This is a genomic window from Fulvimarina manganoxydans, assembly GCF_900176465.1.
GTDB lineage: Bacteria > Pseudomonadota > Alphaproteobacteria > Rhizobiales > Rhizobiaceae > Fulvimarina > Fulvimarina manganoxydans.
In genome coordinates this window covers 1-25,167 of the sequence record NZ_FWXR01000023.1, presented here as the reverse complement: position 1 = coordinate 25,167, position 25,167 = coordinate 1, and the positions used below count along the sequence as shown (strand labels likewise).

General features: G+C 60.9%; 26 protein-coding genes and 1 pseudogene. 7 read left to right on the top strand and 20 right to left on the bottom strand.

What is annotated here, in order from left to right:
• Positions 1-17: 17 nt before the first annotated feature.
• On the top strand, positions 18-323 hold the full coding sequence (locus tag B9A15_RS18845; protein WP_084412087.1) for a pyocin activator PrtN family protein: 306 nt from the start codon (positions 18-20) through the stop codon (positions 321-323).
• Positions 324-344: 21 nt separating this feature from the next.
• On the opposite strand, the gene dcd is transcribed toward B9A15_RS18845, so the two are convergent.
• The 19 genes from dcd to B9A15_RS18755 all read right to left on the bottom strand — a co-directional run bounded on the left by dcd (position 345) and on the right by B9A15_RS18755 (position 18,658).
• Positions 345-956 carry a dCTP deaminase gene (gene dcd, locus B9A15_RS18840; RefSeq protein WP_084412086.1) on the bottom strand — a complete coding sequence of 204 codons (612 nt, stop codon included), beginning with the start codon at positions 954-956 and terminating at the stop codon, positions 345-347.
• A complete protein-coding gene (locus B9A15_RS22670; protein ID WP_139798492.1) occupies positions 949-2,184 on the bottom strand; it encodes an ImmA/IrrE family metallo-endopeptidase in 1,236 nt (411 codons plus the stop codon). The genes dcd and B9A15_RS22670 overlap by 8 nt, the downstream gene beginning before the upstream one ends.
• Positions 2,174-2,578, bottom strand: coding sequence for a hypothetical protein (locus B9A15_RS18830; protein WP_139798491.1), 405 nt, complete (start codon positions 2,576-2,578; stop codon positions 2,174-2,176). Before B9A15_RS18830 ends, B9A15_RS22670 begins: the two co-directional genes overlap by 11 nt.
• A gap of 176 nt (positions 2,579-2,754) precedes the next feature.
• Entirely contained in the window at positions 2,755-3,780 is a 1,026-nt protein-coding gene (locus tag B9A15_RS18825; RefSeq protein ID WP_139798490.1) for a phage late control D family protein, read from the bottom strand.
• 1 nt (position 3,781) lies between these two features.
• Positions 3,782-6,160, bottom strand: a complete 2,379-nt coding sequence (locus tag B9A15_RS18820) for a phage tail tape measure protein (RefSeq protein ID WP_084412082.1) — start codon at positions 6,158-6,160, stop codon at positions 3,782-3,784.
• Between the two features lie 3 nt (positions 6,161-6,163).
• A complete protein-coding gene (locus B9A15_RS18815) occupies positions 6,164-6,586 on the bottom strand; it encodes a hypothetical protein (protein WP_084412081.1) in 423 nt (140 codons plus the stop codon).
• A gap of 24 nt (positions 6,587-6,610) precedes the next feature.
• Complete coding sequence (locus tag B9A15_RS18810) at positions 6,611-7,480, bottom strand: HK97 family phage prohead protease (RefSeq protein ID WP_084412080.1); 870 nt, start codon at positions 7,478-7,480, stop codon at positions 6,611-6,613.
• Positions 7,480-8,076 carry an efflux RND transporter periplasmic adaptor subunit gene (locus B9A15_RS18805; RefSeq protein ID WP_084412079.1) on the bottom strand — a complete coding sequence of 199 codons (597 nt, stop codon included), beginning with the start codon at positions 8,074-8,076 and terminating at the stop codon, positions 7,480-7,482. Before B9A15_RS18805 ends, B9A15_RS18810 begins: the two co-directional genes overlap by 1 nt.
• On the bottom strand, positions 8,060-8,746 hold the full coding sequence (locus B9A15_RS22665) for a hypothetical protein (protein WP_139798489.1): 687 nt from the start codon (positions 8,744-8,746) through the stop codon (positions 8,060-8,062). Before B9A15_RS22665 ends, B9A15_RS18805 begins: the two co-directional genes overlap by 17 nt.
• Before the next feature lie 390 nt (positions 8,747-9,136).
• Positions 9,137-9,784 carry a hypothetical protein gene (locus tag B9A15_RS18795; protein WP_084412077.1) on the bottom strand — a complete coding sequence of 216 codons (648 nt, stop codon included), beginning with the start codon at positions 9,782-9,784 and terminating at the stop codon, positions 9,137-9,139.
• A 19-nt stretch (positions 9,785-9,803) separates the two neighbouring features.
• Positions 9,804-10,346 carry a hypothetical protein gene (locus tag B9A15_RS18790; protein WP_139798488.1) on the bottom strand — a complete coding sequence of 181 codons (543 nt, stop codon included), beginning with the start codon at positions 10,344-10,346 and terminating at the stop codon, positions 9,804-9,806.
• 20 nt (positions 10,347-10,366) lie between these two features.
• Positions 10,367-11,287, bottom strand: coding sequence for a hypothetical protein (locus B9A15_RS18785; protein WP_084412075.1), 921 nt, complete (start codon positions 11,285-11,287; stop codon positions 10,367-10,369).
• A gap of 179 nt (positions 11,288-11,466) precedes the next feature.
• Positions 11,467-12,621, bottom strand: coding sequence for a hypothetical protein (locus tag B9A15_RS18780; RefSeq protein WP_084412074.1), 1,155 nt, complete (start codon positions 12,619-12,621; stop codon positions 11,467-11,469).
• The gene (locus B9A15_RS22660; protein WP_139798487.1) at positions 12,618-13,013 is read right to left on the bottom strand and encodes a MarR family transcriptional regulator; all 396 of its coding nucleotides are present in this window, start codon (positions 13,011-13,013) and stop codon (positions 12,618-12,620) included. The genes B9A15_RS18780 and B9A15_RS22660 overlap by 4 nt, the downstream gene beginning before the upstream one ends.
• A 558-nt stretch (positions 13,014-13,571) precedes the next feature.
• Positions 13,572-13,772, bottom strand: a complete 201-nt coding sequence (locus tag B9A15_RS23900) for a helix-turn-helix transcriptional regulator (RefSeq protein WP_084412073.1) — start codon at positions 13,770-13,772, stop codon at positions 13,572-13,574.
• Between the two features lie 100 nt (positions 13,773-13,872).
• A complete protein-coding gene (locus B9A15_RS18770) occupies positions 13,873-15,063 on the bottom strand; it encodes a tyrosine-type recombinase/integrase (RefSeq protein WP_084412072.1) in 1,191 nt (396 codons plus the stop codon).
• A gap of 229 nt (positions 15,064-15,292) precedes the next feature.
• The gene (locus B9A15_RS18765) at positions 15,293-16,495 is read right to left on the bottom strand and encodes an IS256 family transposase (protein WP_084412071.1); all 1,203 of its coding nucleotides are present in this window, start codon (positions 16,493-16,495) and stop codon (positions 15,293-15,295) included.
• Between the two features lie 81 nt (positions 16,496-16,576).
• Entirely contained in the window at positions 16,577-16,876 is a 300-nt protein-coding gene (locus B9A15_RS23480; protein ID WP_483189054.1) for a transposase, read from the bottom strand.
• A gap of 213 nt (positions 16,877-17,089) precedes the next feature.
• Complete coding sequence (locus B9A15_RS18755; protein WP_084412070.1) at positions 17,090-18,658, bottom strand: bifunctional 3-(3-hydroxy-phenyl)propionate/3-hydroxycinnamic acid hydroxylase; 1,569 nt, start codon at positions 18,656-18,658, stop codon at positions 17,090-17,092.
• A gap of 110 nt (positions 18,659-18,768) precedes the next feature.
• Here B9A15_RS18755 and B9A15_RS18750 point away from each other — a divergent pair, with 110 nt between their 5' ends.
• From B9A15_RS18750 to B9A15_RS18725, 6 genes are read left to right on the top strand one after another with little or no spacing between them, the layout of a single operon-like run.
• Complete coding sequence (locus B9A15_RS18750) at positions 18,769-19,380, top strand: TetR/AcrR family transcriptional regulator (protein WP_210190546.1); 612 nt, start codon at positions 18,769-18,771, stop codon at positions 19,378-19,380.
• A gap of 28 nt (positions 19,381-19,408) precedes the next feature.
• On the top strand, positions 19,409-21,343 hold the full coding sequence (locus B9A15_RS18745; protein WP_084412069.1) for an acyl-CoA synthetase: 1,935 nt from the start codon (positions 19,409-19,411) through the stop codon (positions 21,341-21,343).
• 27 nt (positions 21,344-21,370) lie between these two features.
• Positions 21,371-22,324 carry a fumarylacetoacetate hydrolase family protein gene (locus tag B9A15_RS18740; RefSeq protein WP_084412068.1) on the top strand — a complete coding sequence of 318 codons (954 nt, stop codon included), beginning with the start codon at positions 21,371-21,373 and terminating at the stop codon, positions 22,322-22,324.
• A gap of 9 nt (positions 22,325-22,333) precedes the next feature.
• Entirely contained in the window at positions 22,334-23,599 is a 1,266-nt protein-coding gene (locus B9A15_RS18735; RefSeq protein WP_084412067.1) for an NADH:flavin oxidoreductase/NADH oxidase family protein, read from the top strand.
• Positions 23,586-24,020: a VOC family protein gene (locus tag B9A15_RS18730; protein WP_084412066.1), complete on the top strand. Its 435-nt coding sequence runs from the start codon at positions 23,586-23,588 to the stop codon at positions 24,018-24,020. The genes B9A15_RS18735 and B9A15_RS18730 overlap by 14 nt, the downstream gene beginning before the upstream one ends.
• Positions 24,017-24,694, top strand: coding sequence for a VOC family protein (locus tag B9A15_RS18725; RefSeq protein ID WP_084412065.1), 678 nt, complete (start codon positions 24,017-24,019; stop codon positions 24,692-24,694). The genes B9A15_RS18730 and B9A15_RS18725 overlap by 4 nt, the downstream gene beginning before the upstream one ends.
• A gap of 227 nt (positions 24,695-24,921) precedes the next feature.
• Here B9A15_RS18725 and B9A15_RS23475 read toward each other — a convergent pair.
• A pseudogene (locus tag B9A15_RS23475) lies at positions 24,922-25,089 on the bottom strand (IS110 family transposase); the annotation flags it as partial.
• Positions 25,090-25,167 lie beyond the last annotated feature (78 nt).

Genomic DNA, 25,167 nt, shown 5'->3' with positions numbered 1-25,167 from the left:
ACGTAAGGACCCCACCCATGCCTAGACCAGCCCGCCCGGCATCACCCGCGCCAGACACGCCGCCAAGCACGACCGTTACGGCGTTGCTGGCGCAACACGGTGCGGCCGTCGTGCCGCTTGAAGCGGTGCGCGAAAGCCTGTTCGCCCATCTGTCCCGCGACGTCTTCAAACGGCGCTTGCTAGCCGGCGACTTCCCCCTACCCGTGTTGCGGGCCGACGATAGCCAAAAGGCGGCGCTGGGCGTCCACATCGACGACCTGGCCGCCTTCATTGACGCCCGGCGCGCCGAAGCACAGAAAGAACTGGCGCAGATTATGCGTTAGGGGCGGTACGCTATCAGGTTGCTAAATTAGAGACGCAGGCTGGGCCTTCGCCTTGGTGTCATACCTGTAAACGCCAAACACTGGCCTTCTGCGCCCGTGATGGTGGGAGTCTGCGAGCATGGGTTCACCGTCGACTTTGTGGAAAAAGACTTGGCTTATCAGCATGCCCGGCTCGATGCTGATAGGTACTTCGCCGCAGTTGAAAAGCTCCAGAGTTAGACAACCAGAAAAGCCTGGCTGTATACCAGCTGCAGTCTCGATAATCAGACCGCGCCGGCCCAGAGATGACTTGCCAAGGATGTATCCACCAACGGTTTTGGGCATTCGAAGCCACTCAAGCGTTACGCCGAGTACAAACCTGTTGGGATGAATTACAAATTTTGCGCCAAAGGGTACATAATAGTACTTCCCGTCACGGTCGCCAGTCTCCGCGTTCGATTGTTCACGGAGATCGATGACGCTTCGCTTTGATTGCTGTAGGACAAGAAACCAACGGCCGAGGCGTAGATCAAGTGACCCGGGACCAATTTGTGCTTGCTCGGATGACAGTGGTGAAGGCACTACTCCGATTCCCTCAGAAGGGTCTGTTTCGCCTTTTTTAATGAGCTTGATAATTTCGGATTTGCTAAGCATCTTTTCGCCACCCCTGGAATTCTTGTACTTCAACTGATTTAAAAACGAGGTCCGAGAGGTGATTCGTTTTATCGTGCATTGAGCCGGTTAGTGGCGTAAATTCCATATCGTTGAAGAGTGCCCAAGCGGCTGACACCATTTCACCAATTGAAAACCCATTAGAAACAGGCATGCCGACAGCAAAGAATTTCTTTGCCGCCTCCACTTTCTCGCTGTTTGGAATCGATATTCCGGCGTCGCTTATAATATCGTGAGCAGTACGGATAATATCGGGAATGAACTGATTCCGCAATCGATCCGCTGCTTTGTATTTAAATTCGTTAATGGGATTGATATTCTGCTTCCTTACAAAATGGTTCTCGTAGTCGACGATTGAGCAATCATGATTTGCCGCCTCTTCATTCAGCATTTTCGCACGATCATAGGTCGTTGGGTAAGTGCCAACGGTTCTATCCTTTAATCCAGGCGCGATTAGGTATTCGAATGCGAGCAAATAACTTCGGCCAAACATAAAGAGACCAATGTAGTCACAAAACATCTCTTCAATTTGCTTCATTGCGAAATGCGCAACTTCCGAAACAAGTTGCTCAGATGCTGCTTTGCGAAAGAGATCATTGTCGGGCAATACGGGAAAGCTAGCGGACACCGCGTTAGCATCGGCTGTGACTATCGCTTCAGCCTCGATTCTGATTCGCTGCGCGTACACCGAACCAAGCTGATTATGCAACCAAAGAGTATGCCCAAGTTCATGAGCGGCCGCGGGGAAAATTAGTATATTATCTGACTCAGATGCGGGAAGACCAATAATTATACAATTTGGCAGATCGTCAAGCACCATAGGATAGGTAAATGGAATGAAATTCCATTCGGAAGAAAGTATAATTGAAACATCAATTTTGAAAAACTTTGTGCAAATTATCCGGAACGGCTCGTATAGCTCAAGTGCATTTCTCGTCACACTTGATCGAGATAGTATTCCTAAGATGTGCGTCACGCGCTGTAAAAGAAGTAGGGCCTGCAGGCCTACTTGTTCTCGCAATGCAGGGCTAAATCCATGCGAATCACGTGCTCGCGCTATTTGTCTATCGACACGAGCTAAAAGTGTTTCGGCCGCGGATTTACTATCTGAATACGGAAGTGACTCCTCGAGGAGTTCGTTGATCCTCCCCTTAAGGCGAACTAACTTTGTCTCGACAAATGTAATGTTAAGATTCTGATCAACGTCCATCTGAAAGTATGAATCCTTCATGCTCCTCTAACAGATCGGTAGCAAGTGCTTCATGGACATGCAAGCAGAAGGACTTAAGATCGTTCAAAGAGGGGCTGTCACCTCTTATATCCTCCTGCGTGAGTTGAATGAGCTTCTGCAATACGGTCTTCCGATCGGCATGCACATTTGCACCGTCTGCGGACAATGCGTATCGATAAGCGTTGTAAAAACCCTCTTCGCGCAGGAAAACAGACCCATCTTCTTCGGCTAATTGACGGTGGATCGTTTCAAGAAACTCACCCAACTTGTCAAAGTGAGGCCCACGCTGACGCGGGCGCTCAAGCTCGATCGCCGCTTCAAGAGCCATTTCACTGAGTTGTGTTTTAGTCGCGAATGTTGCGTTCGGCACCATGTTCGCCTCCTGTTTCCCCGATTGCAGTTGAATCCAATGCGCCTTCATCCGCAATAGCCCATTGTGGATTAAGTAGGCGTATAGGTAGGGTCGCGGACCTAGATCGAAACTGCTTATGCAGTTTTGGGCTCGCATTACACTGACCTGCTTTCGACTCAAAGCGAAATGGTGAGGCCTTAAGCCGCCACCCGGCTGTCCTTGCCGACTTCGCCTTGCGGCTGCGCCAGCTGCAGCACGGTGGTTGCCCCGCCGCCGCGGTCGGCACGGTGCGTGACGCCGGTAATGCGGTACGTGCCGTCAATGCCGGGGCGTGCGCCTGCCAATACGAATGTCCCTTCGGCCTGTGCGGTGACCATCAGCGTAAGCCCTACGCTGCCCACCGCCGCCTCGCGCTCGGCATCCGACTTTTGGCCTTCGGCCATTGCCTGCGCATGGTCCTCGTCGGCGGCCAGCCAGCGCTGTGTATCAACGGCGTCGGACACATCGACTGCCTCGATATCGACCACCTTTTCCATAAATTGCGCTTTGGCGCGGTCGAAATATCGGACACGCTTTTGCTTGAAGACGGGTCGCCCCTTGGTGGGGTCGAGGTCCACCGAAATGACGTTTTGCCCGACAATGCCGACGACAACCGGCAGGGCGGCGCCCGTTACGGCCGCGCCGTTGCCGCGCTTCGCGAACACGGCTTGCGTGCCGCGCATCTTGAACGTCGCGCCGTGTGCGCGGGCCAATTTCTCGCCCCATGCCAGAAACGACGCACCGTCGGGCGCCCAGTATGTTCGTTTGATGGCGGCAAACGCCGGGTCGACGACCACGCTAAAGCCCGCCTTCTCGGCCGCCTTCCCCAAAGCATCTTCAAGCGTGGCGTCGTCCAAGTGCCATTGCTGGCCCGCCTTCGCCTTGCCGCGCGTGTCGAAGCCTTTGGCGCTGATGGACAAGACCCTCCCACCGCCGCGCGAGAAGCGCCAAGGGGTGCTATCCACCTTGCCTTCAAAGATGGGCGCGCCGTCCAAGTAGACTTCAACGATGGCGTCACGCGCCGGTAAAGCGCATTGCCCATCGCTGTCGTCGAATGCCAGCGCGCAGGTGTCGCTGGCCGTGCCGTCCTTGTCCTGCACTTCCACCGACATCAGGTATGGGCGCATGTTTGACGACACATCGGTGCCGTTGACCATGACGGCCCATTCAGTTTTCCAAGCCATTTTACTCACCTGCGCGTGAAAGGTCGGCGTGTAAGCCGCTATAGTCGGCGCGGGCCACGCGCACCGCGTCCGCGGCGTTGCCCGCTAAGCCCGGCAACCGTTGCAATTCGGCGGCCAGCGCCCGGACCTGGCTTAGCGCCGACGCGATGCTGTCCGTCTGCACCACGGGCCGTGCCGTGACGCTTAGCGCCGCCGCAATGGCGCCACCCGTCTGTGTGGCCTTGGCCTGCGCCATGTCCATTTCGCCCGTGTCCACCGGCGGCACGGATATAGACGCCAATGGCGTTTGCAACTTCGCGTCCAATTCGTCGCGGCGCTGCATCAGCCGCTGCATTTCGTCGGCGATCTGACCCATCGACGTCGCCGCACCACTAGCTGCCCCATAGGACTTGATCTCGCGCGCGGCTGACGAAAGCTCACCCAACCGCTGGTCGATTTCGCGGATTTGCGCTTCCAGCGCGGCGCGGTCGATTTTCGGCGCGACCGGCACTTCCACCGGCGCAACGGGCGCCGCCGGTGCCGACGTGGTGGCCGGCGGCACGACGGGGGCCGGGCCAGGCCGATCAGCCGGCCGCAGCGCGATGCCCACGCTTTCCGTTGCCGAGAACCGCCGGTCGGGCAGCGTTGGCCGGAAGCGTGCCGGGGATGCGGTTGGCGCGACCGTCGCCGTGGAGGCTTCCGGCGCCTTTGGCAGCATCCCGAATTGGCGAGCCGTATCCATGGACGCGCGGTCGGCCTCCGCCCGCGACGGCAGCAGCGCTTTCGCTTCCGCTTCATCGACGACGCGCCGGCCTTCCTGCGAGCGTCGAATTTCGCCGATACGATCAACAAGCTCCGCTTGGCGCTTGTCCAGGTAGTCGAGATACGCCTTCTGCTCGTCGTCGGTCTTGAAGAGGCCTTTGAGGAAGTTGGCCCGGTATCCGACTTCAAGGACGCGAAGCAGGCCCAGCTCGACGTGGGTCACCTCCTTTTCCAGCGTCTCGAAGATGCCGCGCAGGTCTTCGCCAAGTGTGCGCCATCCTTGCATCGTCTGGGTGAGGTTGTTCTGTTGCCCGTCGCCGATGCCGAGGATCGCCGAGAATTTCGTGCTTATCTTGTCGAGCATCGAATTCAGGTTCTCAAAACCGAGCCCTTGAGCGAAGCCCTCGGCGCCGGCCTGCAAATGCTCGAAGGGGTTGCCCATCCGATCCCACGTATCGAACAGACCATTGGCAGCTTCCAGGGCCGCATTGATGCCGGGCAGCGCAATGTCGCCGGCGTTGATTGCCAGCATTTGAAGGCGCCGCTGGATCACCCCTAATTGGGCCTCCGTCGTCTTCATCTTCAGGGCGGCGGTGCGATCCAGATTGCCGAGCCATTGGCTTTCGTCTTTCGCCAGACGCAGCCGGTCCTTGATCTTGTCCAGCCCTTCGATGAGGCGTTGAACGATATCGGCATGTTCCAGGCCGAATATATCGAGCGCTACCTGTCCGCGCGCCTCGTCGTCCAGGTCCCGCATCCGCTCTAGAAGGTCCACGAAGGCGGCGTCGGTGTCTTCTTGGACAAGCTCCGTCCAAGCTTCCGTCGAGCCGTACAGACCCTTCAGCGCCGCTTGCCCCTTCTTTGAGAGCCCTTTGGGCGACGTCAGCTTCGTCGTGATTGCGTTGACGGCCGTTCCGGCCTCGGCGCTGTTGATGCCAAGATCGACCATCGCACCGCCAAGGGCGGCGGTCTCTTCCGCAGCGAAGCCCATAATCTTGGCGCCCGCGCCGGCCCTTTTCATGAAGTCGAGAATGTCGGAAGCGTTCGACGTGCCGGCATCTTCGAGGGCGTTGACCAAGTCGAGGAAGCGCTGCGAGCCGTCCCGCGTGATAAGCGAAGCGCCTTCAAGCTGTGAAAGTGTGTTGCCCAGCGCTTCGCCGGTCATGTCCAACGCCGGCGCCGCCTTTGCGACGACCCGGACGAATTGACCAAGTTCGTTGATTGGCACACCGGCGGCGGCCGCGCGCTCAAAGCCGCCCACGATGTCGTCGAGCGAGGCGCCAAGCGTTTTGTCATCGGCGAGCCCGGCGATCTGCCGCCGGACGTTCTGCATCTCGGCGTCGGTTGCCCCGGCTTTTTGCTGGATGCCCGACAGCGCCGACTCGAAGTCGATCGCTTCGCGCGTGGCGGCATGGGCGCCAAGGCCGGCGGCCAAGGGCGCGGCGGCCGCTACGGCGCCACGCCCCAAATAGGCTAATCCACCGCCGAGGCGGTCGACGGCCGAATGGCTCCGATTGAAGCCCATTTCGGCCATGCGCGCATTTCGACGAAGACGCGCCATCGACCCTTCGACGCCGCGCGCCGGGCCGGTGACGTGGTCCTTCAGCGTCAGAAGCAGTTCCGATTTCAGGCGCGCCATTGCTTATGCCTCCTGCGCCATCAGAAGGGCGGCGCCAACGACGCGCTCGTCATCGGGCGAGCGCAGGGCGTCCAACACCTGCGCGTCGATGCCGGCCTGTTTGGCGATCATTTCATGTCGCGTCATCACACGTGCCCGCACCGCTTGCGTGTCACCGAAAGCCGGCGGCTGGATTGCAATGGTTTCGACGACTTTGCCGTCGACAATCAGCGGATTTTCCAAGTGAACAATGAAGGGCGCGGGTCGCCCAGCATAGGTCACCACGATCCTGGGCGTTGCCGGTGTTGGCGTGGGTTCTGGCGTGGCCGCGGCCGTGGCCGGCGTCTCTAGCGCCGGTGCCTCATCCGCTATCTGTCGAAGGCGCTCGAATATCTCCTCGCGCTCTTCCCATTCGTCATCTGCTTGTCTCACGATGTCCATCGTCATCCCCACTTTCCCGCCAGCAATCCGTTATCGCGCCGCCAATACGAAAGCCGCGCCGTACGCCGCGCCGCGTTCGTTCGCGCCAAAGTCGAGGGTCCGCGGCAATGCGCCGTAGGCAAGATTTGCCGCTTCGATCGGATCGCCACCCGCTTCCGCAACCGCGGCTAGGGCGGTTTCCAAGATGCGCGCCATCGTGTCGGGGATACGCTCGGGATCGGCACCGAAGGCGCGGGCGCGTGCAATCATTGTGTCGGCGCCCATCGGGACGATGTCGATCGCCGGTAAAGCGTTCTGCAAAGCCTGCATTCGCGCGCGGCATGCCGCGGCGATCGGGTCGGTGATAACCACCACCGAACCACCATCATTATCGGCGCCACGGATATGACTGCCGGCATCGGCGGGGATAGGCACCGCACTGATTTCGTGCGGCTCCCAATCAACAACCCGCCAATCTTCGTCGCTGCCGTCGTCCTTCACCGTCTTTTCGACGGCATGGATGACGTAGCCCACGCTAATGTTGCGGATGATGCCGGCCCGGATTTTGCCCACTACGCTTGCGTCGTCCGGCGCCGGGGACAGCGCCACACGCGCGTAGCCCTTGCCATCGCGCAGCACCGCGCTGCCCGGCACCACCGTGCCGATAACATTCCGACATTCGCTATCCTGATGCGTATCAAGCAACGGCGCGCCGCCGTTCAGGCGTTCAAGCCGCACCGCACCGGGCGAAACGTCCAAGATTTCGTTGTAATAATTGCCCGTGCGCCAGTCGCGACGGCGCACCGAAGCGCCCGTCGTCCAGATGACTTCGACGCTGTTTTCCGCTTCGTCGTACGAAGCCGGGCTAATAGACGCCGCCCGCCCAAACTTCGGGGCGGGGACGCGTTCGGTGGTGGTCATTAGTAGTTCCTCGGCATACGTGCAGCAATACCAACCGCGGGCGTGCTATCGGTGGGAAGCAAGGAAGTGTGGCCATCGAAGAAGACGTTTGGAAGGTACTGGTCGCCCCAAACAAAATCCGACGGAGTTTTGATAAGTCCTAATCCATATTTAGATAGGTCTCCGGCGTAGGCGCGATCATTGATTTTAGAAAGCGCAGCCGCTAGGCCGCGATCATCTTCGATAATGGAAATGATTGTCGCGGCGGCCTTTGGATATTCGGTCTTGATGCGTGCCACGATCGCGTCGCGTTTTGCGGTGATCTCCGCATGCTCGGCGCGGATGCCCGCTTCCGCTTCCCGCTCCTTCGCCTGCGCCAACCGCGTCTCAAGTTCGGCGCGGATCGCTTCACCCCGATCCAGCGCAAGGCGGCACGCTTCAATTTCCGCCTCTGCCCTTCGGATTTCCGCATCGCTGCCTGCCAGCAACAGCTTGGTGCGTTCCGCATTGGCGGCTTCAAGCGCCGCGCGCAAAGCGGTTAGATCGATCGTCGCCATTGCGGCGGTGATGTCCGCGGTCGTGTCGGACTTCAGCAGGGCTTTAAGCTTTGCAAGCATTGGGGATTTCCTCTTCTTCGCACACCATGTCGCCGAACCTGATCGTTTCGGCGATAATTTCGTGGGCGCGGCTGCCTTCGATGGTTTCTTCTTCCATTAGGGCACGTGCCAGCCGATGGATTGCCGCGCGATATCGGGACATCGTCGCGATCTCGATTGCTATCGATTGCCCCTGCCGAAATGCGGCGATAGCCTTGTCCCGCGTGGCTTCTTGGCCAGCGGTGAGCCAGGCGGCGAGCGCCATCTGGCACAGGTCGCAGCGCCCGACTTTTCCTTCCAAGGCGCGATCAATGAAATCCGCTTCGACCTCTTCGGAAACCGTTCGGTAGAAACGACGGTCGGACATCTCGCCTATCTGGCCGGAAAAGCTGACAGCTATTCGGAATAATGACAGGTTGTCGTAATGGCCGGGCGCCCATCGAACGTGCGGTTGTGCTGCGGCGGTTATGCTTTCGATATGTCGCCCGCAAGCATGTCCAATGACACCGTGCCCGGCTTCATGCAGTGCGTCTTGCCAACTCGCGGTGGGCACTGTTGCCAGCGTCTCAACGACCGCACCGGACGATAGCTCAGGCCCACGGTTGTTTTGATCACCAGTAGTTTCCACGAACACTTTGTTTGGGGGACCGTGATCGCAGCATCGCCGCACCACGCACGCCGTTTCGGGCATAGAATTTCCAATCTTGAGGGGAGGGCGCGCGCTTACGCCCATCGCGTCGTGGCGCGTCAACAAGTCAACTTCGTCAACGGCGTTGAATGCGTTGACGAAACCCGTCCGCAAAAGGGTTGGCGACGGGTAACCGCACCTGTTGATGTGATTTTTTGGGCTGCAACTGGCCGGAGACGGGGGCCTTTCCCCCGCGCTACGTTCGATGCGGGATCAGAACCTAACCCAGGGGGTGGATTTCGGGCCCGGCATCGCTCTGCGCCCTGTGGCGCCGGGGTTCGGGCGCCGTCAACGGGACAAGCAAAGTTGCTTTGAAAATTTTGAAATCGGGTGAAATCTGGGGCGCTAGCCCCCGCACTACTTCCGATGGGGGATGAGAACCTAACCCAGGGGTTAGCTTACGACACCCTTCGTCATGCGCCGCACCTCGTGATCAACGCGCGCCTCCAAGCCACGCGCGCCATCACGGAACGCCTTGGCCGTCGCGCCGCGCACCATTTCCATGGGAATGAAGAGCCCTGATTTCTGCTTCACAAAAGCGGTGCCGGTACGGATACGCTTCATCTGTCCCGATATAACGAAGGGGTTCGACTTCACCGCGTTATAGGTGTGCCCGTCACCTTTGCGGGAAAATGTCTGACGGTTCCAATTCGGCTTCTCAACGCGCTTCGGCCACCACCCGGCTTTCATGAATGTCGACGGGTAGATTTGCCGTGCGCCCCATGGCGCGGCGCTGACGCCCTTCTTCGTTTCGCGTGGTTTGAAATACTTAAGGCTGACCTCGCCACCGCTTCCATGGATCGTGTACGTTAGCGTCTCCGGCGTCGATCGGTCGACATTGCGCCGTACCGCACGGCGCCCGGTAGACTTCGGCAAGCCCGTTTGGTCCGACAGCGCCCGACCTGCGGCAGTGCCTGCCTTCTTGCCTTCGTGATTGATCGCCCGGCTGTAGGCTACGCGCGGCTTCCGCTTGTTGCCCAGGATGTGCGCGGCCTCTTCCAGCTTTGCCATGCCGTTGCCGACGACGGTGAAGCGTATCATTCGGCCTCCGTCCCTATCCCTAAGCGGCCACGGCCGCGTCGAACAGCGGCCGGCACGCGTCCACGACATCGGCCGCGAAGCGCCCAACCGGCACGACAAGCGCCCCGCATTCAATTGCGGCACGGGCCGCGCCATCGGCATCCATCGACGTGACCGCGCCGTCGGCCACGACGATGAACAAGCCGCGGCGCGGTGGCATGCGATGGTGGGCGAATGCGATCGGCAAAGCTTCCGCCATTGGGATCGCGGGCGACAATGCGCGGGCCGTTCTAAGTACCGACACGTCGCGGGCCGAAAAGAACCGCCGAAGCCCGCGCCGCTCGCTAAAAGCGTCGCCGCCGTGACGATGGACAATCATGCGCAACGCCGCAGTGCCGATACCGGCCGTCCCCGCGATTTCGTCGGTTGTGAAGATGCGCTCCCGCCACCAATCAACCAAAAGCGCCTCCCATGTGACGGATGTGATTTTTTCGGGTGTGGTTCGGCACGAAAAAGACCCGACCGCACGAAGCGGCCGGGCACCGATAACCACACATGACGGGGAAGGCCGCACCTGCGCCATCGCGGTTTTCGCTTCCCTCATTAGTATACGTTGGCGGCGACGGGCGGGGGCACCGTGGCGGCATCATCGGCTGCGAGAATTTCCGCGAAGCGAATCAGGGCGTCGTCTACGAGCCGCGCGCCTGCCCTTTCAGAAGATTTGCCGGGCTTATATCCTGCCGCCTGCCCGATTTGCGCCGCCGTTGCATCGGTGATTGCAAGGTCAAGGGTTTCGAGATCGGCTGGCAACATCCTGGCGCGGATGTCGGCCCGCACCGAGGGCCCGTCGGCGACGGCAACGGCTTCGTGGTGGCAAGCCGCCGGTGTCGTGTTGCCCTTTGGCCTGACAAGCCCACCAAGGAAATCCGCGCCGGCCGCGATGGGTGTGTTGCTGTTGGCTGGCAATAGAAACCGCACCGTCGCGGGATCGCGCTCAGCGGGCGTCGCCCCTTTCGGCCGGCGGGGCCGGTCTGCGACATCGCGATAAAGGCCACGCGCGTCGCGATACCGGACGAGCCGTAGCCGGTCGTCGAACCTCAGGCCTCCAACGTGAATTGTAACCCCGCCGTTTGAGATATGCAGTTGCAAATCGCCCCGCGTCATGACCGCGGCCCCGGCCGGCGGTTCGGGCGCTGGCATTGCCGCGGCTGCCATTATCTCGGACAGGGTGGGCCTCACCTCCCAGATGTGATCTGCTCCCAAATCCGCCATGTATTGCTGACCCTCGGGGCCGGCGCCAAGGCACGAACCGACGGCCATCACGTCAACATACGCGTCGAGCGCTTCAAGGAGGTCGAGCCGCTTCGCCCGCACCAGCCGCGCGCGTGTCGGCCACCGGGCCGCCCAGCGCGTGGCGGTGCCCGCAGCTGCGACCGCGGCGCGATGCTCAGTAGGCGTCCGTACCGTCGCGCCCGTCATCTGATTGTCGTTCGCCGCGATAGGCGGCCGGCGGCGGGCCGTCATGCCGCCGCGCCTTTCTTGACAGGCAGGGCTATGCAAGGCGGGCGCTTCCACACGTGCCCGGTGTGGGTTGCCGACATCGCGAAGCGCCGCGGAAAGGGCCAGTCACGGAAGGGCGGGGTCTTCGTCTTTGGCTCTGCGGTGCGGGTGTTTGGGGTGTTCGGCATAGGTGCCTCCACAAATTATGCAACGAGGCCGCAGTCTAAGTGCGGCACGTAATGGATCGGCCCCGTCGGACCGGCCATGATTTCGATCTCACGACCGCACAACTCGGCGGCGTCTTCCACGGCGCCAAGGTTCGCCGCCATGCACAGGCGGGCTAGCGCGCGCTGTCCGTCTTCCTGTTCAGAAGCCGATCGGGCTTGCACCTTGTGCTCTGCCCGGAAATGCGTGCCGTCCTCGGCCGACATGACGATGGCTAGAACGATGTCGGCGCCAGCCTGGTGCGTCGCCGCGTCGGTGATGGTGACACGATGGCGTTTTGGGGCTTGTGGCGGCCCTGCCGTGCCGGTTGTCGGCGCCTGCGGCCGTTCCTCGTCATCGGTTGGCCGCTTCTGTCGTGTGGGCTTCTCGTAACGTCGGGGTGGCTCGCAGTCGAAATCCTCCCGCTGCAGCCAACTCGCCAAAGTTCGACGGCCCGTCTTCGCGTCGCCGCCTTCCGCCCAGGCCGCGCACCAGTCCCGTGCCGCTTCGATCATTGCCGCCGCCCGTTCGTCGGATGGCGACAGCGCATCAAAGGCGGCGCGGGCTTCGGCCTTCCCCCGCTTGAAGCCGTACGCCCGCCAAAGCACCTCGAAATCACCGGCCGGCACCGACCCGCCCGCCCTATCAGGGCGCGGCGCGGGCGGCGGCGTAGCCGCGGCGGGTTCTTTAGTCGCTTCTTCCCCGTAACCGCTTATTGTAAGCGGTACGGGTAAGCGGGATTGGGGGGTTTCAGCATCCCCACTACGGCCATTAGTAGGGGCGTCTGCACCCCCACATGTGGGGGTGTCCGCATCCCCACTAGTAGCGGGGGCGTGTGCACCACCACTAGCGGCGAACGAGAAGTTGGGGACGTATTCGGTCGGCCGGGTGCCCTTGCCCTCGCGATGGATGAAAAACGCACCATGCTCCACAAGACGGCCGACGGAAATGCGAACGTTCTTGATGTCGGCACGGGTGAGGCACGCTAGGTAGCTGTTGCTGGCGCGCGCGTTGCCGTGGTCGCTGCGGTATCGTTCAACGATGATGGTCGCGACCTTGTGGTCCAAACGCGTGGCCCAATCGGTCCCAATGATTGCTGTCAAAAGAAGGTATTTTGCCAGGAGGCCGTCCGACTTATCGACGGCGCGGCTCATGGCTGGCGCCTTTCGAAATCGCGGCGCCATTCGTCGCCACGTTCCAGGCATGGGGCGTAGAGACGGCGTTTGTCCGCTTGTTCGCCGACGATGCAGATGACCCGTGCCGCGATCAGCCGGCGGATCGCCTTGCACATAGTCTGGCGGTTCGAGCCAAAGCGTCGGGCAAGCCCTTTGGTGGTCAGCGCACAGGCGCCGTCCAGCACCGCAGCTTCGGCGACATGGGCCGCTATGCGGCTGTCGTAACGACCGCGGGTCAGGTAGGGGGCGGCCGTTACGAAGTCTGTAAGGCGTCGGATTGTTTCCGGCGGAAGCCGTTCAAGGCGTTCGGTTGCGTCAACCGTGCCGCCGCCGTGTGGACACGGCACGGGTCGCAAGTCGGTATCGTTCAATTGGGATTTCTCTGCAAGGGAAGCCGCTTCGGCGGCGGATGGCGCCTCGGGGCGCCGCTATACCTGCCCGGTTCCGGGGCGGTGTCACTTCGTATTAATCGAAGTGAGAATTTTTGGCCGACATCCGCCAAGGCACACGGCGCGACGCTATCCTTCACAGCGTCGGCGCCAATGCCACCCACGGCATGCGGCGCACGAACGCGGACAAGCGACGTGCGGTCACGCGGTTGCTGGAAGATGCTGAATGGGCGGCGTGGTCGGATAGGGAGATTGCCCGGCGGTGTGGGGTAAGCCAGCCCTTTGTTGGAAGCATGCGTGAAAGCCATACTGATAACGGTTATCAGTATGAACCCCGGACTTTCATCCACCCGAAGACCGGCCAACCCACGCAGATGTCCACCGCCAATATTGGCCGCGGCGCACCCCAACCCGCACCCATGTCCATGCCGGCGCTAGAGCCCGCCAACGATAACGGCGCGGGTGCTGCGTCGCGGCTGGCCGCGTTTAGCGGCGACAACGAATGGTACACGCCGGCGCGCTACGTCGACATGGCGCGGGCTACCGGGCCGCTATCCTTGCTTCGACCCAAGCGTCGACTTCGTCCGCGACGTACGCCTTGCGTTTATCGCTTATTTTTACTGGCTTTGGGAAGTCCCCGCGACGCACTAATTCATTTATAGTCCAGCGGGAAAAGCAAGCGCGCTCACACGCTTTTTGCTCCGAAATCAAGCGCGGCTTGAATTCATTCTTCGCAGTCATTGAAATTTACCGGATACTTTGCGATACGCTCAGACGTTGCTCAAAGGCGGTGTCGGTTTTGCGTTGCATGTGACGCTTGTATAGCATGTATACAAAAATGTCAAGTTTTTCTGCAATAAGCCTCCCATTTCAACATCAGCTTACTCCTCTTTTCCAATGCATCCCCGCGGCGGTACGCAAGCTCGACCGCATTGCCGACGTTGTGCGCTAGTGCCGCTTCGGCGATCTCCCGAGGGGTGTCCGTCTCCTCGCCGCACCAATCGCGAAAGGCGGATCGAAGGCCGTGAAGGGTGCAGCCGGCATCGTCGGGGGCCGCGGCTCGCAGGGCCTTGGTCATGGCTGTTGCCGAGACCGGCTTATCGTTTTTCTGCCCGCCGAAGACGTGCGGGCCGATCGCTGCCGTTTGACGTTCGCGGAGGATCGCAATCATCCTTGGCGTGAGCGGGACGCGGTGTTCCCGTGCCGCTTTCATCCGCAAAGCCGGGATTGTCCAAACGGCATCGTCGAAATCGAACTCGGACCAAACCGCGTCGCGGACCTCGCCGGTGCGAACGGCGGTCAATGTGAGGAATTCGACCGCCCTTGCCGCAGTGCCTTTTGACCGTCGCAACTTTCCGACCATCGCCGGCACCTTAGCGAAGGGCAGGGCGGCATGGTGGCCCCTTGCGAGTTTCTGGCGGGCCGGTAGGAGATGTGAAAGGTTGCCACGCCAGGCGGCCGGATTGTCACCCGTCCTGAGCCCGCGTGCCTTCGCATAATCCATAACGGCCCCTATGCGTTGCCGCAGCCGATCGGCCGTCTCAGGGCGCTTTTCCCAATGGGGCGTCAAGCACCTAACGATGTCGTCCACGGTAACAGCGGCAACCGGCTTGTCGTGCAGCGGCTTGGCGTATTTTTCGAGCACCATGCGCCATTGTGCTTTATGTTTCTCGTTGCGGAACTCCTTGGTCTTGATGGCAATCGTGGCGTCGACGCAGTCCTTAAATGTCACCACGGGCGGCGGTGCGACGGGGGCCACCGCGTCGCGCGCCACCCGAACGTCTTCGCCATCCGCAATTCGCTCGCGAATAAGCTCGGCACGCTGGCGTGCCCGCTTAAGCGTGACGGGCGCGGTGCCTTGGCCGTATCCACCTAGCCCGACCTCGTCACGCTTGCCGCCACGGCGATGGATGAACACCCAAGACTTCGATCCGCCCTTCCGCACGCGAAGAAAGAGCCCGTCACCGTCGGAATAAATTCCGGGTTTGGTGATGGCCTTGATAGCCGTCTCGGATAGCTTGTTGCGGGCCATTCCAATCCCCGATGTCATAACCGTAGGATTCCAATGAGGCGTATTTTGTGCCGGTGCAACCGTCAGGGCACTAGATATGCGAAAAAGCCGCGTCTACGGCGGGCTCTCTCACCGCCATACTGTCATAAAAATCAACAGCTTAGCGACCTATCTTTCCGCAAGACACACGGTGGCGTCCCGTGGAGTGGTGTAGGAACGTCGATCTCGGTGGGTCCGAGATGATTGTGTGTCAGGCGTCCAGCATGGGAAGGCTGACGATGGGATTGTCGCAGACCTTAGCGAGGGTTTCCAGAGACATGTAGCGTCTTGAGACGGCCCATTCGTCGTTGGTCTCCAACATGAGCGCGCCGACGAGGCGTCTGACGGCGGCGTCATTGGGGAAGATGCCGACGACATCCGATCGTCGCTTGATCTCGCGATTGACGCGCTCGAGCGAATTGGTCGAGGCGATCTGCGGCCAGTGATCGTGCGGGAAGGCCATGTAGGCGAGGACGTCCTCGCAGGATGAGTCCATCATCTCGGCGAGCCGGTCGAACTTGTTGTTGCGCATGTGATCGGCGACCTCGTGCCAGCGGCGGCGTGCATTGTCTTGGGTTTCCTGGGCGAAGATCGTCTTCAGCATGGCGATGACGGCGGGGCGGTGCTGCTTTGCGCCGGCATGGGACAGCGCGTTGCGCATCCAGTGCACGCGGCATCTCTGGTGGGTGGCGGAAAAGACCTTGTTCGCCGCCGATCGGAGGCCCTTGTGGTCGTCGCTGATGACGAGCTTCACGCCGCGCGGACCGCGATCGGCGAGCGAGCGCAGAAAGCTCTTCCAGAACGTCTCTGCCTCTGAAGGACCGGTTGCGACACCGAGGATCTCGCGGCGACCGCTGGCGTTGACGCCGACGGCGACTATGACCGCGGTGGAGATGATGCGACCGCCCTCGCGGACCTTCAGATAGGTTGCATCGATCCAGAGGTATGGCCATTCGCCCTCGATCGGCCGGAAGAGGAAAGCGTTCACCCGTTCGTCGATCTCACCGACCAGGCGGCTGACTTCGCTCTTGGATACGCCACCAGCACCCATGGCGCGGACGAGGTCATCCACCGAGCGTGTCGAGACGCCATGCACATACGCCTCCTGGATCACAGCAACGAGGGCCTTCTCAGCCGTGCGCCGGGGCTCTAGAAAGCTCGGGAAGTAGCTGCCTTTCCTGAGCTTCGGGATCGAAAGATCGATCCGCCCAGCCCGCCTGTCCCAAGCCCGTTCGCGATAGCCGTTCCGATGGTTCGTTCGATCCGGGGCTCGAACGCCAGCAGGCGCGCCGGTTCGCGCTTCCATCTCCATCTCCATCGTCCACTCGGCAGCAAAGGCCAGCATGTCGCGAACGAGATCGGTGTCCGCCTCTTGCTCGATGAGGTTCACGAGCGCAGTCTTCATGTCGGTCATCGTGGTCTTCCTTCAGGGTCAGGTTCGCAATCCGAACCCTACCGAAGATCGACGATGACCGCCGCAAATCCCCTCACATCACTACGGCGCTGTTGAGGGCGCGCTCGCTCGCGGATTTGCGCAGATCCTACACCACCCGTCGGGACACGACCCTCCGGCCTCGACCCAGTGCTCCCGGAACAGCCAGATCGTTTTGGCGTCCGGCAGCTTGTCGGCTAGGCCGAGAAAACGCCTGAAAGCCAGCCGGTCTTGGATTTGAAATTTAGCCTGATAGTCCCTGATCGTCCGACAGGTTGTAGTGCCCTGCAGAACCGAGACCTGGAACATCAGAACGGGATCGTAGGGCGGTTTCCCACCCTTGGCGCCGTCGGAACGCTTCAATGCTTTCAACAGAGGCTTGCGGAAAACCTCCCACGGCGCGATCGCGTCAGTTTCTCCAACGCATCGCCGTCCTCGCCGAGACGCCCGTAACGCTCTTCAATGTCCCGAAATCCAGGCTGTCCGCGCATCCATTCCCTCCCATCGCTTCCAGGGCAATGGAATCACAAGACAAAGCGCTTGGAGATGTTTTTAGAGGCGCCCGTTTGAAAGAAATCAACCGTCCAAGTATTTCTTGACGGAGCGAAGCATGGATGCCGTGTCGCGGGCCCGGCAGGTTGCAATGACAATGCGGTCGGGTCGGACGAGCGCGACCCTGCGATCTCCTTTCGGCAGCAACGCCGAGGGCGTTTTCAGCCTGTAATGAAATCGCGCCGCTGTCGATGTGTCGGCGTGACCGATTGCCACTGCGGTGGCCCCCAGAGACGAGACGAACTGCCTGGTGTCTTCCGTCAGATATTCACCGGGATCCGTATTCAGTCCTATGAGCGCGAAATGCTGACCCAGGACATCGTCGCTGCGGAACTCGTTTCCCTTCGGGTCCAGAAGCCAGACCTGCGGAAACATGTGGCCAGGCTTTGGCCATGACGCCGACTTGATGAAGCAGCCCCTGCGAAAGCTGTTGGAAGGACGGATTCCCTGTTCGTCCAACAGGGCGCGCAAGCCGGGAACGCAGCGCATCAGTTTCATCGTGCCGTGGACTATGAAGGCCGAAAGATGGTGTCGCGGCATGATGAGCTTGGCCATGAAGCGGGCAAGATTGATCATGGCTTTCGCGTGCGGGCGTCTTTCCTGGTCGTAGCTATCCAGGATGTGGCGACCTGCCTTTCCCTGAATGACGTAGGCCAGTTTCCAGGAAAGATTGGCAGCATCCCGCAGCCCCGAGACCAGACCTTGCCCAACAAAGGGTGGCGTGATGTGCGCTGCATCGCCGATCAGGAAGACCCGTCCGTTTCGGAAGGACGAGGCGATCCGCGCGTGGAAGCGATAAACGGCCTTGCGTTCGATTTTCATGGCGGCGATCCCGCCCCAGGGGGCCAGAAGACGATCGATTTCCTCGTCCCTTTCCATTTGTTGGCGGCTTTCGCCTCTGGCCAGCATGAATTCCCATCGCTGCCGACCCCCCGGCGCCACCATGTGGGGTGTCGGTCGCTTCGGATTGCAGAGAAATTCAACGTGGTCGATAGGCTGCGAAGGGTTTTGCGCGTCGACGATGAGCCAATCCTCGGCAAAACTGCTTCCCTGGAAGTCCCGGCCGATGATGCCGCGGACCACGGAATGGGCGCCGTCGGCGCCGACGAGATAGCCGGCACGGATGTCCAGCATCTGACCATCCGCATGTCTGACGCTTGCGAGCACCCCTTCGCGCGTCTGGGTCAGTGCCACGAGTTCGGTCCCGAGGCTGAGCGCGAGGTTTTTCGTCTGCTCGAGCTTTCGGCGCAGGCCCCGCTCGAGATCGGGCTGATAGAAGGTGATCTGCATTGGATGCGTGTCGACATCCTGCCCGGTATTGATGCGGGCGAACTCGCCGAACAGCGGTGATATCAACCGCACGACCGGGATCCGGACCTGCTCGAAATCCGCTTCTCCGACGCCCACCGATTGCAGGATCCGCAAGGCGTCGAAATCAAAGGCGATGGCGCGGGGCGCCAGATAGATGTCCGGCGCCTTGTCGATTACCAGCGTAGAGATCCCAAGCCGACCCAGCATCAGGGCGAATGCCGCCCCGACAGGTCCGCATCCCACGACCAGCACGTCGGTGTGCGATTGGACACTGGCTTCCATAGTTTGGCTTCCCCGGACCACCCTTGTTTCCGGTGATCGCCTTATCAACATGATTGACTCGGAATGAACAGTAGTGTTCAATTTCTGTCAAGAGTGACGAGGAGAATCCAGTGAGCTTTGCCTCGACCGCCCAGGCCCGGATCAATCAGGCGGCCATGCGGCTGTTTGCGGAAAAGGGTGGCAATCAGATCAATGTCAGCGAGCTTGCGCAGGCCGCTGGCGTTGCACGCGGGACGATCTACAACAACGGCGTCGAGCCCGATCGGTTGTTCGAGGAGGTCGTCGCCGGGCTTGCTTCGGAGATGCATGCGCGCATCGCCCTCGCATCCCAGGACATTGCCGATCCGGCGATCGCCGTCGCCAATGGGATCCGCCACTTCGTCCGCAGAGCGCATGAAGACCCGGTATGGGGGCGTTTCATCCTCCGTTTCGCATTCTCCAGCAATCTTCTGCGGACCATGTTTGAGTCCCAGCCATCCGTGGACCTGATGAAAGGTCTGAAAGCCGGACGGTTCCAGTTTCAGCCGGACCAGGCATCATCCGTCCTGGCCATGATCGGTGGAACCGGCGTCGCGGCCATGTTGCTGGTGCTCGATGGGCACAAGACCTGGCGTGAGGCCGGATCGAATGCGGCTGAACTGGTTTTGCGGGCGCTGGGACTGGAGGCAGCGGAGGCGCGCGCGATTGCCGCCAACGATCTGCCGCCGCTCCCGGAGTCGTAGCTGCACACTGAGTGTTTCGGGAGCAACGATGCTCAAGACCAGACATGATACCGGCGGTGTTCAGGTGAACAACGAGACCGACATTGCCGAGCTCGAGGAGATCTCCCTGGCCGAGAGGGGGCTGCCCACGAGCACCTATGAGATGCTGTCAATAGGACTGGCGGCGTCGCCCGAGTCTCCGGCATTGTCGTTTTTCCTGCGGGCGAAGGATTACAAGAAGCCCGTCACCTGGACCCAACGCGAACTCCTTGCGGACATCACCCGTACCGCCAACGCCCTGCGCCGGCTCGGCATCGGCCGAAGCGACGTCGTCGCCTTCGTGCTACCGAACCTGCCCGAAACCCATTTCGTCATCTGGGGCGGCGAGGCGGCCGGGATTGCCTTTGCCATCAATCCGCTTCTGGAGGCCGAGCAGATCGGCGAGCTTCTGAGAGCCGGCAGGGCCAAGTGGCTGGTGACGCTGGAGCCGACGCTGCGAAGCGACATCTGGGAAAAGGCCAGCCAGGCCGCGGCCCAGGTGCCCGATCTGGCCGGCATTCTGACGGTCGGGGTGGGCCCCTATGTCCGAGGTGCAGCCGGCCTTGCCTTTCGAACCTTGTCCCGTTTCCGCAGGTTGAGCATACCAGGCAAGCCGCTGCCCATCTTGAACCTGCGCAGGGAAATCGCCCGGGAAAATGGCGAAGGGCTGAATTTCGAGACGCCGGGCCCAGACGACATCTCGTCCTATTTCTGCACGGGCGGCACGACCGGCACGCCCAAGATCGCCAAGCGGACACATTTTTCCGAAGTCTTCAACAGCTGGTCGATGCGCCTTTTCGCAGGCGAGGTGCTCGGCGCGGCAAAGCCCATCTTCTGCGGTTTGCCGCTCTTTCACGTCAACGGTCAGCTGGTGACCGGGCTTGCCCCCTGGAGCAACAGCTCGCATGTGATCCTCGGCACACCGCAGGGCTATCGCGGCGAGGGCGTCATCCGCTCCTTCTGGGACATCGTCGAGCATTACCGCATCTTCGCCTTTTCCGGCGTTCCGACCGTCTATTCCTCGCTGCTTCAGGTTCCGCTGGGCGGCCGGGACATTTCCAGCGTCGGATATGGCTTTTGCGGCGCGGCGCCCATGCCGGTAGAAACCTTCCGCAATTTCGAGAAGACGACGGGCATTCGGATCCTCGAAGCCTACGGGCTCACCGAGGGTGCCTGTGTTTCGAGCGTCAATCCGCCCCTCGGCGAACGGCGGATCGGTTCGATCGGGATTCGCATCCCCTACCAGAAGATGGCCGTGGTGCGTCTCGACAATGATGGCCGGTTCGCTGGCTTCGCGGACCGGGAGGAAGTCGGCCTATTGGCCATCCATGGCCCCAACGTCTTTGCCGGCTATGTCATTGCCGAGCACAACGAGGGCATCTGGCTCACGATTGACGGCGAGCGGTGGCTGAACACCGGCGACCTCGCCCGTCAGGATGTGGACGGCTACTTCTGGCTCACCGGGCGCAAGAAGGAGCTGATCATCCGCAGCGGCCACAATATCGACCCGCAGGTGATCGAACAGGCCGCCTATGAGCATCCCGCGGTGCAATTGGCCGCGGCGGTTGGGCGACCCGATGTGCATGCGGGTGAGTTGCCGGTGCTCTACGTCCAGCTCAGACCGGACCACACGGCCTCGGAGAAAGAACTCCTGGCGCATGTGACAACCCACATTCCCGAACGTGCGGCGCAACCCAGGGCGGTCATCGTCCTACCCGACATGCCGGTCACGCCGGTCGGCAAGATTTTCAAGCCGGCGCTGTCCATGCGGGAAATCGAACTGGTCGTTCGCACGGAGGCGAACGCCTGCGGCGTCACGCTCAAAGACCTGTCCGTAGTGCAGGATTCCAAGCGTGGTCTGCTGGCGAAGGTCCGGACGGAGGGCGACGCAACCCCGCTCCGCGAAAAGCTGGGGCAATACGTCTTCCAGACGGACGTCCTGTGAGATTGCGTTGAGAGAGGGAACACGGACATGGCCATGAATCTCGCCCACTTCGAGATCGGCCGCCGCCGCCGCTGGGGCCTGGTGAAGGGCGACGCAATCGCTCCGCTGGACCAGGAATACCCGACAACCGCAGCTTTGATCGAGCACGGCGAGACCGGCTGGATCGCCGCCTCGGGGCGCGCGGCAAGCGTGTCGCTGGCGGATGTGACCTTGCTGTCGCCCGTCACCGCACCGGCGCGAATTCTCTGCCAGGGCGCCAATTATCGCCAGCACATGATCGAATCGGGGATGGACCCGGACGAGAAGACCTTCAACATGTTCTTCGAAAAGGCGGACTGTTCGTTGAACGCGCCTCGCGGCACGGTCCGCAAACCGCCGCATGTCCGCCTGCTCGATTACGAAATCGAACTCGCACTCGTGTTTCGCAAGGCCATTACCGCACCCGTGACCGTGACCGAGGCGACTCTCAGCGAGTATGTTTTCGCCATCGCCATCGCCAATGATGTCTCGGCACGCGATATCCAGATTCCGCAGACGCAGTTCTTCAAAGGCAAGAGCTATCGCGGCTTCTGCCCCATGGGGCCCTATCTGACGGTGCTGGAACCGGAAGAATTCCACTACCTCGACCGGTTGGACCTTTCGCTTTCGGTCAACGGAGCGGAACGTCAGCGCGATACGACGCGCAACCTCGTCTTCAAACCGGCCGAAACGATCACGGAGCTTTCGACCTTCTCCGACATCGCGCCGGGCGACGTGTTGCTGACCGGCACGCCGTCGGGCTGCGCGCTGAGGGTTCCGCCACCCGCTCTGCGCAAGCTGATGCAGCTTGTCCTGCCTGAAAAGAAGCTTTGGGCGGCCTTTGAAAGGACCCAGTCGCGCAGGCCCCAATATCTGAAGGCGGGGGATGTCGTGACCGCCCGGATCAAGAGCCCCGACGGGATCATCGATCTGGGCGAGCAGCGCGTCACCATTTCGGCCTGAGGACAGACAATGACCGACGACCCGCTCTTTCAGCCTCTCACCTTGCCGAACGGTGCCGTCCTGAAGAACCGTCTCGCCAAGGCCGCAATGGAGGAAAACCTGGCCGATGCAGACCACGCGCCGGGCGAAAGGCTTTGGCGGCTTTATGACACCTGGGCCAAGGGAGGCGCCGGTCTGATCGTAACGGGCAACGTCATGGTGGACGGTCGCGCCATGACCGGACCGGGCGGCGTTGTCGTCGAGAACCGGAAACATCTCGCCGCGTTGCGCCGATGGTCGCAGGCGGCGCGCAGCCAGGGCGCGCAGTGCTGGATGCAGATCAATCATCCGGGACGACAGATGCGCGCCAATCTGCGGCAGCCTGCGCTGGCGCCGTCCGCCGTGCCCGTCGAATTGGGCCGGTTTTCGAAGATGTTCGCGATGCCACGCGAAATGACCGAGGACGATATCCGCGACGTGCTTCGCCGCCACGTGGAAACGGCCGTCATCGCGCAAGAGGCCGGGTTTAGCGGCGTGGAAGTTCATGCGGCGCATGGCTACCTCCTCAGCCAGTTCCTCTCGCCCCTGGCCAACCGCCGCCGGGACGCCTGGGGCGGTTCTCTGGAGAACCGGACGCGGCTGCTTTTCGACATCGTCCGAGGTGTTCGCGACCATGTCTCGAAAGACTTCTGTGTCGCGGTGAAAATCAATTCGGCGGACTTTCAGCGTGGCGGCTTCGATCAGGATGATGCCCTGCACCTGGTGAAGGGGCTGAACGGCTTGGCCGTGGACGTCGTGGAGATTTCCGGCGGCAATTATGAAAGCCCGGCGATGCAGGGACGCACCGGCGACGACCGAACACTCGCACGAGAGGCTTACTTTCTCGAATTTGCGCAGCAGGTGACCGCCATCGCCCGCATGCCGGTCATGCTGACTGGAGGAATCCGCCGGAAGGCCGTTGCGGAACAGGCGATCGACGCGGGGATTTCCATTGTGGGCATGGCAACGGCGCTGGCGCTACGGCCGGATCTCCCAGAAGCCTGGCAATGCGGGCAGACGGTCGAGGTCGCCGCGCCAAGCGTAGAGTGGAGGAGCAAGCCGCTCGCTTCGCTCGCCGCGCGATCCATTGTCGAGAATCAAATTCATCGCGTCAGCCGAGGGAAGCGGCCACGCCGAGGCTTTTCACCATTCCTGGCTTTGCTGGCCGGACTCCTGAGAGGCGGCAGGCAGACGAGGAAATACGTGGCATGGGCGTCGAGCCAGGAACAGGAAGGAAGACGGCATGAACACGCATAAGCCGATTGCGGCGACCAAGCTTCAGCACCATGTCTTCTACGTCACCGACCTGGAGCGGTCCAAGGCGTTCTACACGGAATTGCTGGACCTGCAGTTTTCCGCGCTCAACCATCCCGACAGCAGCGCCGCCATGCGTCTGTCCCAGCAGGAGATGCGTTTCTTCTCCTTCGGCTTCCACCATCACGACATTTGTCTGGTCAAGCACCGGACGCTGCAGATGGACAATGGCTCGATGCTTCATTTTTCGCTCGCCGTGCGGGATGCGACAAGCTTCGATACCATTCGCGAGCGCGCCGAAAAGATGGACCTGACCATTCGGGAGGGACGGGTACTGGCATCGGCAAAACCCGTTGCAAGAGCGTTTTCCGTCAGAGACCCGGATCGTCATTGCGTCGAAATCATCGAGGAGTGCGCCCCATGAGCACGTCCGAATACGTCCCGCCGAACGTCATTCCTCCATTCCAGCAGAAATTCGGATTCCTGCTCAAGCACAAGTGGTTCCGGGAACTGGTGCTCTTGTGGCCGACCCTGACGAGACGGCGCTTTTCCAACAAGACCGAGGACTATGGCGTCTTCAAACCCTCTCTGGTTTCGCATGTCGGCCAGTTGTCGATCTATGTGAAGGACATTGCCCGCAGCCGTGCGTGGTACGAACAGGTCGCGGGACTGTCGCACAGCCGGACCTGCGAAGCCGAACCGCATCCCTTGCGGGAGGGATGGACGGTCCGATGCGCCTATATGAGCGCCAGCAACCACGAGGAATGCCTCGTTCTGGTTGAGCAATATGATCCGTCCGGTCAGATTGCGACGCCCACCGGCATGAGCTTTTTTCATTTTGCATTGGAAGTGGAAGGAAACCGGTTGGAAGACGTTCTGGCTTTTGCCGAACAGCAGCGCGCAAACGGCGTTCCCCTCAATTACGGTCCGGTCAGGCATAACAGCGAACCGCCATTGGGAGACGGAGAAACCGGCGGCAACGTGGCCTGCTACCTCTACGATCCGGACTGGCACAATGTCGAGTTTTGCGGTGCCATGGACACGATCGATAACTATCGCGCTCGGTACGGCGACAAGAAGGGATCGCAACGCATGTAGCGGGAGAAACGGGATCGGGGAAGCAACTGATCTTCCGAAAATTCACCGATCTGGAACACCGGCGTCAAACGCCACGATACCGAGCACGACATTTTGCAGGTCCTCTCGCGAACTCTTTTCGGAGCGCTGACAACGGAGACTTCCGCGCGGGATGTTAATCGCAGGTTGAGCTCACTTAGTAACTCTCTTCCCGTTTTACGAAAAAGGCTCTATTCCAGGTTATCATTACAGGCTTCGAGGTCGACGAGGCATGGCTTCTGCTTGCCGAACCATCGCAATAGGTCTGATCGCCGGAGTTGACGTTCCACCACGACGCTTCCGTCCGGCCCTACGCCATGGATCTGAAACACCGACTTCGCCAGGTCTTGTCCGATCGTGCTAGAGCGGGATGACATCGAACTGAGTCGCTGAGGATTCCGCTTTTCTCTGGGCTGTGATTCAACATGCTGGCTGGAAGGAGGCCAGCATGAATG

What these genes read in the sequence shown, in the direction of transcription:
- B9A15_RS18845 (WP_084412087.1), top strand. Translation starts at nt 18, where the DNA reads ATGCCTAGACCAGCCCGCCCGGCATCACCCGCGCCAGACACGCCGCCA.
- dcd (WP_084412086.1), bottom strand. Translation starts at nt 956, where the DNA reads ATGCTTAGCAAATCCGAAATTATCAAGCTCATTAAAAAAGGCGAAACA.
- B9A15_RS22670 (WP_139798492.1), bottom strand. Translation starts at nt 2,184, where the DNA reads ATGGACGTTGATCAGAATCTTAACATTACATTTGTCGAGACAAAGTTA.
- B9A15_RS18830 (WP_139798491.1), bottom strand. Translation starts at nt 2,578, where the DNA reads ATGGTGCCGAACGCAACATTCGCGACTAAAACACAACTCAGTGAAATG.
- B9A15_RS18825 (WP_139798490.1), bottom strand. Translation starts at nt 3,780, where the DNA reads ATGGCTTGGAAAACTGAATGGGCCGTCATGGTCAACGGCACCGATGTG.
- B9A15_RS18820 (WP_084412082.1), bottom strand. Translation starts at nt 6,160, where the DNA reads ATGGCGCGCCTGAAATCGGAACTGCTTCTGACGCTGAAGGACCACGTC.
- B9A15_RS18815 (WP_084412081.1), bottom strand. Translation starts at nt 6,586, where the DNA reads ATGACGATGGACATCGTGAGACAAGCAGATGACGAATGGGAAGAGCGC.
- B9A15_RS18810 (WP_084412080.1), bottom strand. Translation starts at nt 7,480, where the DNA reads ATGACCACCACCGAACGCGTCCCCGCCCCGAAGTTTGGGCGGGCGGCG.
- B9A15_RS18805 (WP_084412079.1), bottom strand. Translation starts at nt 8,076, where the DNA reads ATGCTTGCAAAGCTTAAAGCCCTGCTGAAGTCCGACACGACCGCGGAC.
- B9A15_RS22665 (WP_139798489.1), bottom strand. Translation starts at nt 8,746, where the DNA reads ATGCCCGAAACGGCGTGCGTGGTGCGGCGATGCTGCGATCACGGTCCC.
- B9A15_RS18795 (WP_084412077.1), bottom strand. Translation starts at nt 9,784, where the DNA reads ATGATACGCTTCACCGTCGTCGGCAACGGCATGGCAAAGCTGGAAGAG.
- B9A15_RS18790 (WP_139798488.1), bottom strand. Translation starts at nt 10,346, where the DNA reads ATGGCGCAGGTGCGGCCTTCCCCGTCATGTGTGGTTATCGGTGCCCGG.
- B9A15_RS18785 (WP_084412075.1), bottom strand. Translation starts at nt 11,287, where the DNA reads ATGACGGCCCGCCGCCGGCCGCCTATCGCGGCGAACGACAATCAGATG.
- B9A15_RS18780 (WP_084412074.1), bottom strand. Translation starts at nt 12,621, where the DNA reads ATGAGCCGCGCCGTCGATAAGTCGGACGGCCTCCTGGCAAAATACCTT.
- B9A15_RS23900 (WP_084412073.1), bottom strand. Translation starts at nt 13,772, where the DNA reads ATGACTGCGAAGAATGAATTCAAGCCGCGCTTGATTTCGGAGCAAAAA.
- B9A15_RS18770 (WP_084412072.1), bottom strand. Translation starts at nt 15,063, where the DNA reads ATGGCCCGCAACAAGCTATCCGAGACGGCTATCAAGGCCATCACCAAA.
- B9A15_RS18765 (WP_084412071.1), bottom strand. Translation starts at nt 16,495, where the DNA reads ATGACCGACATGAAGACTGCGCTCGTGAACCTCATCGAGCAAGAGGCG.
- B9A15_RS18755 (WP_084412070.1), bottom strand. Translation starts at nt 18,658, where the DNA reads ATGGAAGCCAGTGTCCAATCGCACACCGACGTGCTGGTCGTGGGATGC.
- B9A15_RS18745 (WP_084412069.1), top strand. Translation starts at nt 19,409, where the DNA reads ATGCTCAAGACCAGACATGATACCGGCGGTGTTCAGGTGAACAACGAG.
- B9A15_RS18740 (WP_084412068.1), top strand. Translation starts at nt 21,371, where the DNA reads ATGGCCATGAATCTCGCCCACTTCGAGATCGGCCGCCGCCGCCGCTGG.
- B9A15_RS18735 (WP_084412067.1), top strand. Translation starts at nt 22,334, where the DNA reads ATGACCGACGACCCGCTCTTTCAGCCTCTCACCTTGCCGAACGGTGCC.
- B9A15_RS18730 (WP_084412066.1), top strand. Translation starts at nt 23,586, where the DNA reads ATGAACACGCATAAGCCGATTGCGGCGACCAAGCTTCAGCACCATGTC.
- B9A15_RS18725 (WP_084412065.1), top strand. Translation starts at nt 24,017, where the DNA reads ATGAGCACGTCCGAATACGTCCCGCCGAACGTCATTCCTCCATTCCAG.